The sequence below is a fragment of the Sphingomonas sp. NIC1 genome, assembly GCF_001638925.1.
Lineage (GTDB): Bacteria > Pseudomonadota > Alphaproteobacteria > Sphingomonadales > Sphingomonadaceae > Sphingomonas > Sphingomonas aquatilis.
The window spans coordinates 3,183,359-3,196,808 of record NZ_CP015521.1 but is presented as its reverse complement, the minus strand read 5'-3'; the positions used below and the strand labels follow the sequence as shown (position 1 = coordinate 3,196,808).

Here is a 13,450-nt window from a genome sequence, read left to right as displayed (position 1 = left end):
ATTGATGCGTACCCTCCCCCTTCTCGTCCCGGCGCTTCTGCTTAGCGCGTGCACCGTCGGTCCCAATTATGCGGGCCCGCCGAAGACGCTCGCCGACGCGACCGGCACCGCTGGCTTCAAGCGGGCGGGGCCTGCGACCACCACCGCGGCGCCGGCCGTCGCCGACTGGTGGACGCAGCTGAACGACCCCATGCTGACCGCGCTCGAGCAACAGGCGCTGGCGGGCAATCCCACTATCGCGGTGGCGGAGGCCCGGCTGCGTCAGGCCCGCGCGGGCCTGCGGCTGCAACGCGCCAATCAGGCACCGAGCGCGAACGCCTCGGCCGTCTATGCGCATGCCCGCATCCCCGGCATCGACCTGACCGGTAAGGGCGATACCGGTGCAAGTGCGGTCGACCTGTACAACCTCGGCTTCGATGCGAGTTGGGAGGTCGATCTGTTCGGCGGCCAGCGCCGACAGGTCGAAGCCGCGCGTGCGCAGGCGCAGGCGGCGGAGGCCAATGTCGCCGATGCGCAGGTGAGCCTGACCGCCGATGTCGCCAACGCTTATGTCGCGCTGCGTGATCGGCAGCAGCGGATCGCGCTGTCGCGCCGCTCGGCCGAGATGCAGCAGCGCATGCTCGACCTCACCCGCCAGCGGTTCGATCAGGGCGCCGCCTCCGCGCTCGACGTGGAGCGGCTGACCGGGCAGCTCGAGGCGACCAACGGCCAGATCGTGCCGTTGCAGGCCGAACTCGAGAGCTATCTGAACGCGCTGGCCGTGCTGACGGGGCAGGAGCCAGGCGCGCTCGATGCGCAGCTGACGGCGCCCGCCCCGGTGCCGCTGCCGCCCGCGTCGGTGGCGGTCGGCGATCCCGCCGCGCTGCTGCAACGGCGCCCCGATATCCGCTCAGCCGAACGCCAGCTCGCGCAGCGCACCGCGCAGGTCGGCATTGCCGATGCGGCGCGCTTCCCCCGGCTCAACATCCTGGGCCTCATCGGCCTCGGCGGCACGCGCCTGTCGGACATCAGCCCGGACAAGCTGCTCGGCATCGCCGCGCCGATGCTGCAGTGGAATTTCCTCGATTTCGGCCGCGGCCGGGCGCGCGTCGATCAGGCCAAGGGCCAGCGCGACGAGGCGGAGGCGCAATATCGGGGCGCGGTGCTCGGGGCGCTGCGCGACGCGGAGGATTCGCTGTCGCGCTTCGGCCGGCGTCGCGAAACGGTGGCGAGCCTGATGCGGAGCAAGGCCAGCGCCGATCGCGCCGCAGGGCTGATGCAGCAGCGGTTCCGGGCCGGCACCGCGACGCTGATCGACACGCTGGATGCGGAACGCCAGCGCGTCGCGGCAGAGCAGAATCTGTCGGCGGGCCTCGCCGCACTCACCGGCGATTACGTCTCGCTGCATAAGGCGCTGGGCCTCGGCTGGGCGCCGGTGCCGCCGGTCGAAAACCGGGCCGCGCGATAGCTGCGGCCCCGGCCGGCGTTACCCGACGACCAGCGACACCGCGCTGCCTGCGTCGGCGAAGCGAAGGTCGAAGCCGTGCAGGTCTGCGATCGCCTTCACGAGGCTAAGCCCCAGCCCCGCGCCACCGCCATCGGACCGAGCGCGATAGAAGCGCTGGGTCACCAAGGCGCGATCGGCGGCCGGTATGCCATCGCCGTCGTCCGCGACTGTGACGGCCGCGCCCGCGCCCAGCGGCCCGACCGAGACGTGGACCGTCCCGCCCGCCGGGCCGAACTTCATCGCATTGTCGATCAGATTGGCGATCGCCTCCATCAGCAGGCTGGCGTCGCCCTCGACCGGCGGCACCGGTGCGATCGAGCACAGCAGCGTCAGGCCGCGATCCTCCGCGGCGGGGCGATACAGGTCGCAGGCATCGTCGACCAAGCGGGCGAGATCGACCGGCGCGAAACGGCTGCGGCGGGCGTGATCCTCCATCTCGCGCAGGCGCAGCAGCGCGCTGACGATGCCGAGCAGCGTATCGATCTCGGCGAGCGCCTGATCCGCCACGGCAGCGAACGCCGCGGGATCGGCGGCATCGCGCAGCCCCCGATCGATCCGGGCGCGCAGACGCGTGAGCGGCGTCCGCATCTGGTGCGCGATGTCGTCGCCTATCCCGCGCACGTCGCCCACCAACTGCTGGAGGCGATCGAGCATCGTGTTGATATGCGCGCACAATAGCCCGAAGCTGTCGGGATAGGGTGCCACGGGCAGCCGGTGTTCGAGGTCCCCGGACACGATCTGCTGCGTCAGGCGGCGGACGGTATCCACCTGCCGCGCAGCGCGGCGCCCGGCGACGAAGCCGAAGGCGACCGCGAGCAGCACACCCGGCACCAGCCCCAGCAGCAAGGACTGCCAGATCAGCTGCAGCGCCTCTTCGGTATCGTCGAGGTCGATGCCGGTCAGCAACCGCGTGCCATCGGGCATGGGGCAGACCATGACGCGCGCTTCGTCGCTGCGTTTGCCGGGCAATTCCGTCGGCGCAAGGTCGGCGATGAAGGATCGCCCCTTCGGCGGCGCGGTTGGAAGGCGCGCGATATTCCCCGCGATCAGGCGCCCGCGCGCATCGAATAGGCCTAGGAAGCGATCGCGATGGATGTCGCGCGTCAGCTTCTCGCGCAGTTCCTCGGGCCGCTCCTCCGCTGGGGTCAAGGCGAAGAAGGCGCAATCCTCGCCCAGCGCATGTTCGATCGCGCGTCGGTGGCTGCCGTTGGCGAGCACCCAGAAGGCGGCGGTCATCACCAGCGACTGGACGACCAGCATCGCCGCCAGCGCCCCGCCCCAGCGCCACGTCGATCGCGTGCGCGGGTCAAAGCGGCGCGTCAAGCACATACCCCTGGCCGCGCACGTTGCGGATCATCGGTGTCTCGCCCTCGCCATCGATCTTGCGGCGCAGGCGACCGAGGTGGACATCGACGACATTGGTGTCGGGTTCGAAGCTATAGCCCCAGACGTCGCGCAACAGCATCGCGCGGGTCACGATCTGTCCGGCGCGGCGGACCATATAGTCGAGCAGCTTGAGTTCGCGCGGCAGCAAGCCGAGCGGGCGTCCGGCCCGCGTTGCGGTGCCGGCAAGCAGGTCCAGCTCCAGCGGCCCGGCGATCAGCCGCGTCGCGCGTGTATCGTTGGGCCGGCGCAGCAGCGCCTCGACCCGCGCGATCAGTTCGACCAGCGCGAAGGGCTTGGGCAGATAATCGTCGCCACCCGCGCGCAGACCGCGCACCCGGTCGTCCAGGCTGCCCAGCGCGCTCAATACCAGCGCAGGCGTGCGCTGGCCGTTCCGTCGCAGGGCGGACAGCAGCTCCAGCCCTTCGCCATCGGGCAGCTGGCGATCGAGGATCAGCAGGTCGAAGGGCTCGCCGGCCGACAGCGCGCGCGCCGGTTCCAGCGCGGCGACGCGCGTGACGTCATGGCCGCTCGACGTCAGCTCGAGGCCGATCTCGTCGGCGGTGCCGTCGTCGTCTTCGATAAGCAGGATGCGCGCCATGATCGGTCTGATCGCCGGGCGGCTGGGTCGGGGTCAACTGAATAGCAATTTAGGTTTGAGACGGGTACGCGTCGCTGATGGCTCCTCACGCTTCGGCGGGAGAAACGGGCACTCTGCCAGACGGCGATCGGTCCCTGAAAATAAACCCTGATTTAGTCGACACCTGGCCGCGCCGATGCCTACCAGCCGGGCAACAGGAATCCGGAGTTTGCGATGCGGACCGTTGCGTGCGTCTGTCTGATGGTTGCGGCGTCGCCCGCGGCGGCCCAAACCACTGCGCTATCGCTCGATGCGCTGGCGCAGGACGTCGTCACCCACAATCCCGAACGGCAATTCTACCAGCGGCAGATCGAGACGGCGGGCGTCGAGCGCGATGCGGCCGGGCGCTGGGCCGATCCCGAGGCGGTGGTGGAATTCGGCCAGCGTCGCGCACAGGACGTCACCAGCGGCGCCGTCACCGGCGAAGGGCTGACCTACGCCGTGTCGGTCGTCCAGCCGATCGAGTTCGGCGGGCGTATCGCGCTGCGCCGGGCGATCGCCGATCGGCAGGTGGCGCTGGCCCGGATCGGGTTGCAGCAGTTCGACGCGACGCTCGCCGCGCGTGCCCGCTCGCTGGGCTATGGATTGTTCGCCGCGGACGAAAAGGCCGCTGCGGCGCGCGAGGTCGCCGGGCGGATGCGCACGCTGGCGAAGGTGATCGTGTCGCGCGATCCCGCCGGGCCGTCGCCGCAGCTGGAGGCCGCATCGCTGGTCGCGAGCGCGATCGGCGCGGAGCGCACCGCCGCGACGGCCGATGCGGAGGCCAATTCGATCCTCTACGAACTCAACCAGCTGCGCGGCGCACCCTTCGCCGCCCGCATCCGCATCGTCCGCCCCGACATGACGTTGCCGGCCCTGCCCTCCGGTCAGGTGCTCGCGACCCGCGCGTCGGAGAATAACTTCGAGCTGAAGGCGCTGCGTGCGCAATTCGAGCAGCAGGGGCTGCGCGTCGATCTGGCGAAGAAGGCGCGTATCCCGACGGTCAGCGTCGGCCCTTATTACGACCGGGCCCGATCCGACATCCGCGAAACCAATTACGGCGTCCGCCTGTCGACCAGCATTCCGCTGTGGAACCGGCAGGCGGGCGAGGTCGCGGTCGAACAGGGCCGGCAGGCGCAGGCCAATGCGACGCTGATCAATGCCGAACGCCGGATCGCGCGCGACGTCTTCGATCAGGCGGCGCAATATGCGGCGAAGCGTGAGGCGCTGGCGCAATGGGACGGCGAGACGCCCAAGCGCTTTGCTCAGGCGGCGGTCGATGCTGATCGCAACTACCGGTTGGGCGCCATCCCGCTGACCACCTACACGCAGATGCAGCAAAGCTATGTCGAGGCGGTCAACGCCATGCTCGACACCCGGCGCGAGGCCCTGGAGGCCTTGCTGCAACTGCGCGCGCTCAACGGCGGGGAACCGCTGGCGCGATGAACCGCTGGCTGCATTACGTCACGCACCACCGGCTTGCGGTGGCGCTCGTCACCGCCCTGGTTGCCGCGGCCGGTCTGTGGTCGTTCATCAACCTGCAGATCGATGCGATCCCCGATATCACGGGCGTGCAGGTGCAGATCAACACGCAGGTGCCCGCGCTGGCGCCGGAGGAGATCGAGCGGCTGGTGACGCTGCCGATCGAGCGCGCGATGGGCGGCCAGCCGGGGCTCGACCAGACCCGCTCGCTGACCAAGACCGGGCTCAGCCAGGTCACTTTGCTCTACAAGGACGGCACCGATCAGCTGAAGGCGCGCCAGCTCGTCACCGAACGGCTGACGGCGGTACAGAACCAATTGCCACCCGGCAGCACGCCGCAACTCGCCCCGATCACCACCGGTCTGGGTGAGATTTACTACTATACGCTTGAATGGCGCCGCCCGCCGCCGGGCATGGACGCGCAGCGCCAGCTGATGGAGCTGTACGAGGCGCAGGAATATACCGTCCGCCCGATGCTGCGCGCGGTGCCGGGCGTCGCCGACGTCAATTCGAACGGCGGGCTGGAGGAACAGTTCGTCGTCTCGCCCGATCCGGTGCGGCTGCGGCTGCATGGCGTCACCGCCGGCGAGCTTGCCGCGGCGGTGGCGAAGAACGTCGAGAATGCGGGCGGCGGCATCGTCCGGCGCGGACCCGAACGCTTCACCATCCGCACCGACGCGCGCGTGCTGAACGCGACGCAGATCGGCGCGATCCCGGTCAAGTTCGCCGCCGGCGTCCTGCCCTTGCAGGTCCGCGACCTCGCCGATGTCGTGATCGGCGCGGCCCCGCGACAGGGTGCGGCGACGCAGAACGGGCGCGAGACGGTGCTGGGCACCGTGATGATGCTCGTTGGGCAGAACAGCCGCGAAACCGCGCTGGCGGTCGAGGACGCGCTGCCCGGCATCCGCGCCGCGCTGCCCAAGGGCATGGTGATCGATCGCCAGTATAGCCGCGCCGATCTGGTCGATCGCACCATCCACACGGTTGAAAAGAATTTGGGCGAGGGCGCGCTGCTGGTGGCGCTCGTGCTGTTGCTCGTGATGGGCAATTGGCGTGCGGCGCTGATCGTGGCGCTCGTCATTCCGCTCGCCTTCCTCGTCACCGTGTCGGGCATGCATGCCATCGGCGTGTCGGGCAATCTGATGAGCCTTGGCGCGCTCGACTTCGGGTTGATCGTCGATGGCGCGATCGTGGTGGTCGAAAACAGCCTGCGATTGATGGCCGTGCGTCGCCAGGAAAAAGGCGAGGCGCTGACGGCGGACGACCGCCGCGACGTGGTCGCGCATGCGGCGCAGATGGTCGCGCGCCCGACCTTCTTCGGTATCGCGATCATCGCTTTGGTCTATGTGCCGGTGCTGAGCCTCGGCGGAGTCGAGGGCAAGCTGTTCCAGCCGATGGCGCAGGCGGTGATGCTGGCGATCGTCGCCGGGCTGGCGTGGACCTTCACGATCGTTCCCGCTCTGTCGGCGTGGCTGCTCCGCTCCCCCGCTGCCGATGCGCGGAACGACCACCACAAGGGCTTCGTCGGCGTGGCGGAGCGCGTCTACACGCCCGCGCTGAACCGGGCGCTGGCGCATCCGGTGCTGCTCGTCATCGGGGCGGTGGCGCTGCTCGCCGCGACCTTCCTCGTCTTCAAGACGCTGGGGTCGCAGTTCACCCCGCAGCTCGACGAAGGCGCGATCACCGCCATGGTCTACCGCCCGGTCGGCATGTCGCTGGAAGAGAGCCTGGCGATCGAACAGCGGACCGAGGCCGCGATCCGCCGTGCCTACCCGCAGGTCACGCACACCTTCTCGCGCATCGGCACCAGCGAGGTGGCGACCGATCCGATGCCGCCGAACGAGAACGACCTGTATATCTTCTACGGCCCCCAAAAGGACTGGCCGACCGGCGACGGCATGCCGCGCACGAAGCAGGAACTGATCGCCGGCATCGAAAAGATCGCCCGCCGCGTCTACGCCGGTCAGAATTTCGAGTTCGCCCAACCGATCGAAATGCGCTTCAACGAGATGCTGGAGGGTGTGCGCGCGGACGTGTCGGTCAAGATCTACGGCGACGATTACGACCGGCTGGAGCAGGCGGCCACGAAGGCGAAGGCCATTCTGGAAAAACTGCCCGGCACCGAGGGCGTCGAGTTCGAAACGGCCGGCCGCCCGAAGAGCATCGTCGTCGACCTCGACCGCGACGCGCTGATCCGCCTCAATCTCGGCGCCGAGGAGGTCAACAACGCCATCCGAGACGCGCTCGCCGGTGCGGAGGTGGGCTTCATCCCGCATGGCCCCGCGCGCCATGCCATCGTGATCCGCATGCCCGAAAGCCTGCGCGCCGATCCGTCGGCGATCCTCGCGCTGCCCCTGCGGGTCGGCGAGTACGGCATGGTGCCGCTGTCACGGGTCGCGCGGCTGCGGCAGACGCGGATCGTCGAGCCGATCCTGCATGACGACACCAACCGCCGAGCCGCGCTGATGGTCAATCTGTCGACCAGCGATCTCGAAGGCTATGTCCAGAAAGCGAAAGCCGCGATCGACGGGCAGGTGAAGTTGCCGCCGGGCTATCGCATCGAGTTCGGCGGCCAGTATCACCAGTTGGAAGCAGCGCAGAAACGCCTGTCGATCGTCGTGCCGGTGGCGCTGATCCTGATCTTCGCCTTGGTCTATGCGGCGCTCGGCAGCGTGCGCGAGGCGGCGATCGTCTACACCGGCATCCCCTTTGCCGTGACCGGCGGCGTTCTGGCGCTGTGGCTGCGCGGTATGCCCTTTTCGATCACTGCCGCGATCGGCTTCATCGCCTTGTCCGGAATCGCGATGCTGAACGGTCTGGTGCTCATCGACCATATCAACGCACTTCGCGATGGGCGGGAGGGCGATCCGCTGCCGGTCGAGGACGCGGTGCGGCAGGGCGCGCACGACCGGTTGCGGCCGGTCTTGTCTACCGCGCTGGTCGCCTCGGTCGGGTTCGTGCCGATGGCGATCGCGACCGGCGCGGGGGCGGAGGTGCAGCGTCCGCTCGCCACCGTGGTGATCGGCGGGATCATCACCTCGACGATCCTGACGTTGCTGCTGCTGCCCAGCCTGTATGCCTGGATCGAGCGGCACGCGGCACGACGCCGTAGCGACGAACAGCCGTCGGCATGATCGCAGCCGGTTGTGGAGCCGGCACGAATGATACAAAGTCACCGCCGAGTCTCACAGCCGAGTGCGCTCATGCCCATCGACATCCTCCCCTCGCCCGTCACCCGTCGCCCCATCCGTACTGCCGCGATCGTCGCGAGCGGCCTGCTCGTCGCCTTCGCGGCGGGGGGCAGCACCGCAAAAAGCGACAATCCCGGTTACCTCAGCGCCGGGGAGTTCGACGTGACGCATGTCCTCGAGCCGGCGCCACGTAAGGGCGATCCCCGCTATGAGACCGACCGGATCATCTTCCGGGCGACGCGCAAACTGTTCGGCACGCCGCGGTGGCAGCTCGCGACGAACGACGCCGATACCTCGCGGCCGGCGCTGATGCGCGACTTTAGCTGCGCGGTCGGCGTTGCGCTGACCCCGGAAACCGCACCGCTGACGCTGCGCCTGATCTCGCGCGCCGGTGCGGATACGGCCGCACAAACCAACATCGCCAAGAATTACTACCGCCGCGCCCGCCCCTATCACCAGGACAAGGGGCCGGTGTGCCAACCCGTCGCGCAGCTTGCCGACAGTTACGATTATCCGTCGGGGCATACGACTTGGGGATGGACCTGGGCGCTGACCCTCACCGAACTGGCGCCCGATCGCGCCGGGCCGATTCTGCGACGCGGCCGGGCCTATGGCGACAGCCGCTTCGTCTGCGGCGCGCATAATGAAAGCGCGGTCGAGGGCGGCATGCTGTCCGCGAGCGCGACGATGGCACTGGTGCGGACCAAGCCGGCCTTCCAGCAGGACCTGGCCGCCGCACGCGCCGAGATCGACCGGTTGCGCGCCGATCCCGCGACGCCCCGGCCGCAGGGCTGCGCCGCGGAAGAGGCGCTGGTCGCGCAACGCGTGATGCCGAAGCTGGACCGTTGAGGCGCGCACCGCTCCTGATCGCGCTGGCCGCCACGGCCGCCAGCGCGCAGGACTATCAGCCGCGCGAGACGTTCGCGCCGTTCGACATGGCGCAGCCGATCAATCGCTATCGCAGCGCGAACGGGCTGCCCGGACCCGATTATTGGCAAAATCGCGCCGATTATCAGCTGCGCGTGACGCTCGATCCCGTCGCCAAGACGATCGCGGGGACGGCGACGATCACCTATACCAACAACAGCCCCGATACGCTGGATGTCCTGTGGCTGCAGATCGATCAGAACCTCTACAGGCCCGGCTCGCGCGGCGGCATGGCACGGGGCGGTGCGGCGGGTGGCCATACCGACGGGATGACGCTGGATGCGGTCGGCGTCGCGGTCGGGAGCGGCAAGGCCGTGTCGGTCACGCCGCTGGTCAGCGATACGAGGGCGCAGCTGCGGCTGCCGACCGCGCTTGCGCCGCATGCGAAGGCCGTGGTCACGATCCGCTACCATTACACCATCCCGGGGGAATGGGGCGGGCGCACGTCCTGGGGTCGATCGCGCGACGGCGAGATTTACGATATCGCGCAATGGTATCCGCGCATGGCAGTGTACGACGACCTGCGGGGCTGGGACACGGCGCCGTATCTCGCGCAGGAATTCTACCTCGAATATGGCAACTTCGATTATTGGGTGACGCTGCCGGCAGCGATGCTGATGGCGGGGTCCGGCGAGTTGATGAACCCGCGCGAGGTCCTGACCCCGACGCAGGCCGCGCGGCTCGAGGCGGCGCGACGCAGCGACACGACGGTGCCGATCCGCAGCGTCGCGGAGATCGGTGACCCGGCCTCGCGGCCGCGGCACACCGGCACGCTGACCTGGCATTATCGCATGCAGAATACGCGCGACGTCGCGTTTTCGGCCTCGTCCGCCTTTGCCTGGGACGCGGCGCGTATCCGCCTGCCGGACGACAAGACGGCGCTCGCCATGTCCTATTACCCCGCGGAAAGCGCCGGAACCGCGCGCTGGGGCCGATCGACCGAATATGTGAAGGATACGGTCGAGCGCTTCTCGGCCCGCTGGTATCGTTATCCCTGGCCGGCCGCGATCAATGTCGCCGGCCCGACGAGCGGAATGGAATATCCCGGCATCGTCTTCGATGCGCCTGAAGATGCGGGCAAGGAGTTATTCTGGGTCACCGCGCATGAGATCGGGCATAATTGGTTTCCGATGATCGTCGGCTTCGACGAACGGCGGCATGCGTGGATGGACGAGGGCTTCAACACGTTCATCGACGTCTATCAGTCGGACGATTTCAACCGCGGCGAATATGCGCCCAAGCGCGACAGCGAATATGCCGAAGGTGGCGGCAATCCGGTCGACGAGATCCTCCCCGTCCTGGCCGATCCCACCGCGCCACCGATCCTGTCCCGCGCGGATACGGTGATCGAAAAGTGGCGGCACCCGGTCACCTATTTCAAGTCGGCGCTGGGCCTTGTGCTGCTGCGCGAACAGATCTTGGGGCCGGACCGCTTCGACCCCGCCTTCCGCCGGTTCATCGCCGCCTGGGCCTATCGCCACCCGCAGCCCGCGGACTTCTTCCGGGCGATGGAAAGTGAGGCGGGCGAGGATTTGTCCTATTGGTGGAACGGCTGGTACGCGCATAACTGGCAACTCGATCTCGCCGTGGCGGGGATCGAGACGGCGAAGGACGGGACGCCGCTCGTCCGGGTCACGTCGCGCGACCGATTGGTGATGCCAGCGACGTTGCGCGTGACCTATGCCAACGGCACGACACGCGATGTCCGCCTGCCCGCGGAAACGTGGATCCGTCAGGCATCGACCGCAGTCTCCGTGCCCGCAGGAACAGTCGTGAAGGCAGAACTCGACCCCGACCATAAGCTGCCCGACCGCGATCGGTCGAACAACGTCGCGCAACGCTGACGATCCCGTCGACAACTGCAGTCGCGAAAGCAGCCTATGACGCTTCGTTATGGGCGGGCGTCATGGTGGAATGGGTTGCGCGCACCGGTCATGCTATGCGCGCTGCCATGGACGGCAGGACGATCCAAGGCGCAGCCAAAGCCCGCTTCCACCGCCTCTCGCGGGTCGGGTGGCTGGTAGCAGGGGCGGCATGTCTTGCCGCCTCGCCTGCCGGTGCGGCGACCGAGACCGACAGCTGTCTGATCCTCCACGATCCGGCGCCAAGGCCCGACACGCAGTTCGCATCGATCGACGCCGCCGTGCGCGGGGGTGTCGGCACGCTGTACCCCGGCGCGGTGCTGCTGATCGTGCATCATGGCACGATCGTGCATCGCGCCGCCTTCGGCAATGCGCAGACGCTGACTGCGACGCCGGAGGGCGATCTGCGCGCCCTTACCCCGCCGCGGGCGATGACGATCGACACACCGTTCGACATGGCGTCGATCACCAAGGTGGAGGCGACCACCGCCGCGATCCTTCATCTCGTGGGGCGCGGCAAGCTGTCGCTCGACGATAGGCTCGGCACGCTGCTGCCCGCCTTCCGTAATACCGACAAGGCCGACATCAGCGTGCGCCAGCTGCTGACGCATCGCAGCGGATTGTGGGAATGGCAGCCGACGTGGCTGCATCGGGCACCCTCGGGAGGCGCCCTGCCATATCTCGCGGCGCTACCGCTGCGCTATGCCACAGGGGCACGCTTCGCTTATTCGGACCTCGGCTTCATGATCCTGGGCGCGGTCGTCGCCAAGGTGTCGGGGATGCCGCTCGATCGCTACGTGCGCGAGGCGATCTACCGGCCGCTCGGCATGACGGACACCGGGTTCCTGCCGGACGCGGGCCAGCGCCGACGCGCCGCGGCGACGTCACAAGGGGATGCGTACCAGCGCCGGATGGCGGAGACGGGTAAACCCTATCCGCAGGCCCCCTACCCACCGGCACAACCCTTTTCGGGTTATCGCAGCCGGGTGCTGGTCGGCGAGGCGAACGACGCCAATGCCGCGCTCGGCTGGGGCGGCGTCGCAGGGCATGCGGGACTGTTTTCGACGGCGACGGACGTTGCGCGCTACGCGCAGGTGCTCAGCAACGGCGGCTGCTACGGTCGCTGGCGGCTGGCACCGGCCGCGACGGTGGCGGCGTTCGAGCAGACGCCGTTCGATCCCGATCAGGCGCTCGGCTTCCACAAGACGCAGCTCGCCGGCATCGCGGCGCCCTTCTTCGGCCATTCCGGCTTTACGGGCACGTGGTTCGCCGTCTCCCCGCAATTGGGGCTGACCGTCGTCTTGCTCACCAATCGCGTTCATCGTCCCGATGGCGAGCCATATCCATCGCTCGATGCGCTGCGCGAGACGGTGTTGCGTGGCGCGGTGGCGGCGTCTGGCCAATGATCCGGGACGGCAGAAAGGTACGGCTATGACAGTGAACCTCGGCGTGATCGAAGGGCTGTTCGGCAAGCCGTGGAGCTGGGCCGATCGCACCACCGTCTTGCGAACGCTCGCCCCGGCCGGCTATCGATTCTACCATTACGGACCCAAGGCCGACCCCTTCCTCCGCCGACGTTGGCAGGAACCCCACCCGCCCGAACAGTTCGCCGCGCTAGCTGCTTTCGCCGCCGAGTGCCGGGCGCGGGGCGTTCGCTTCGGCGTGGCGCTGACCCCGGTCGGCAGCACGCATCCCTTCGATGAGGCATCGCGTGCGGCGCTGCGGCAAAAGCTCGCCCATCTCGACACGCTGGGTCTCGACGACCTCGCCATCCTGTTCGACGATCTACCCGCTGAATTGCCCGATCTGGCGCGCAGTCAGGCGGACCTCGTCGATTTTTGCGCGAACGCTACCCGCGCCAGCCGCGTGTTCTTCTGCCCCAGCTTCTATTCGGACGATCCCATTCTCGAACGGGCCTGGGGCCGCCGGCCGCCGGCCTATTTAGCCGACCTCGGCCGGTTTCTCGATCGGCGGGTCCAGGTGTATTGGACGGGCGAAGAGGTGATTTCGCGGGAGATCGGCGTCGCGCATCTGAAGCGGGTGCAGGACGAACTGGGGCGCAAAGTGTGCCTGTGGGACAATTATCCGGTCAACGATGGTGTGCGGATGTCGCAATACCTTCACCTGCGCGCCTTTACCGGGCGACCCGCGGCGATCCGGAACCATGTCAGCGGCCATGCGATCAATCCGGCCTCGCAACCGTTGCTGTCCTGCATCCCGGCGCTGACGCTGGCGGCGAACTATCGCGAGGGAGACGGTTATGCCTATGGCCAGGCGTTTCTGACGGCGGCGACAACGGTGTTGGGGCCCGATTTCGCCGCGACGCTGCGCCGGGACATCCTGCCGCTGCAGGATACGGGGCTCGACAATCTTGGGCCGCGCCATGCCGAATTGCGCGTGCGCTACGGTGCCATCGACCATCCGGCCGCCCGCGAGATCACCGACTGGCTGGACGGCCGCTTCCGCACGACGCTGGAAGAGGTGCAGACGCAATAGCGGG

At 68.3% G+C, this 13,450-nt stretch carries 9 protein-coding genes; 7 read left to right on the top strand and 2 right to left on the bottom strand.

Going from position 1 to position 13,450, the window contains the following annotated elements; all coding sequences use genetic code 11:
• Window positions 1-4 precede the first annotated feature (4 nt).
• Window positions 5-1,447, top strand: coding sequence for an efflux transporter outer membrane subunit (locus A7E77_RS14970; protein WP_063689225.1), 1,443 nt, complete (start codon window positions 5-7; stop codon window positions 1,445-1,447).
• 18 nt (window positions 1,448-1,465) lie between these two features.
• Here A7E77_RS14970 and A7E77_RS14965 read toward each other — a convergent pair whose 3' ends face one another.
• Window positions 1,466-2,815, bottom strand: a complete 1,350-nt coding sequence (locus A7E77_RS14965) for a sensor histidine kinase (RefSeq protein WP_063689222.1) — start codon at window positions 2,813-2,815, stop codon at window positions 1,466-1,468.
• Window positions 2,793-3,470 (bottom strand): response regulator transcription factor, encoded by a 678-nt coding sequence (locus A7E77_RS14960; RefSeq protein WP_063689220.1) that lies wholly within the window; start codon window positions 3,468-3,470, stop codon window positions 2,793-2,795. The genes A7E77_RS14965 and A7E77_RS14960 overlap by 23 nt, the downstream gene beginning before the upstream one ends.
• Before the next feature lie 213 nt (window positions 3,471-3,683).
• On the opposite strand from A7E77_RS14960, the gene A7E77_RS14955 reads away from it, so the two are divergent.
• The 6 genes from A7E77_RS14955 (at window position 3,684) to A7E77_RS14930 (ending at window position 13,446) form a co-directional block, all read left to right on the top strand.
• Window positions 3,684-4,934, top strand: a complete 1,251-nt coding sequence (locus A7E77_RS14955; protein ID WP_063689214.1) for a TolC family protein — start codon at window positions 3,684-3,686, stop codon at window positions 4,932-4,934.
• Window positions 4,931-8,104, top strand: a complete 3,174-nt coding sequence (locus A7E77_RS14950; protein ID WP_063689212.1) for an efflux RND transporter permease subunit — start codon at window positions 4,931-4,933, stop codon at window positions 8,102-8,104. Before A7E77_RS14955 ends, A7E77_RS14950 begins: the two co-directional genes overlap by 4 nt.
• A gap of 69 nt (window positions 8,105-8,173) precedes the next feature.
• Window positions 8,174-9,010 (top strand): acid phosphatase, encoded by an 837-nt coding sequence (locus A7E77_RS14945; RefSeq protein WP_063689209.1) that lies wholly within the window; start codon window positions 8,174-8,176, stop codon window positions 9,008-9,010.
• The gene (locus A7E77_RS14940; protein WP_063689206.1) at window positions 9,007-10,932 is read left to right on the top strand and encodes a M1 family metallopeptidase; all 1,926 of its coding nucleotides are present in this window, start codon (window positions 9,007-9,009) and stop codon (window positions 10,930-10,932) included. Before A7E77_RS14945 ends, A7E77_RS14940 begins: the two co-directional genes overlap by 4 nt.
• Window positions 10,933-11,039: 107 nt before the next feature.
• Window positions 11,040-12,356 (top strand): serine hydrolase domain-containing protein, encoded by a 1,317-nt coding sequence (locus A7E77_RS14935; protein WP_226341774.1) that lies wholly within the window; start codon window positions 11,040-11,042, stop codon window positions 12,354-12,356.
• 25 nt (window positions 12,357-12,381) lie between these two features.
• Entirely contained in the window at window positions 12,382-13,446 is a 1,065-nt protein-coding gene (locus A7E77_RS14930) for a beta-N-acetylglucosaminidase domain-containing protein (RefSeq protein WP_063689202.1), read from the top strand.
• Window positions 13,447-13,450: the final 4 nt, after the last annotated feature.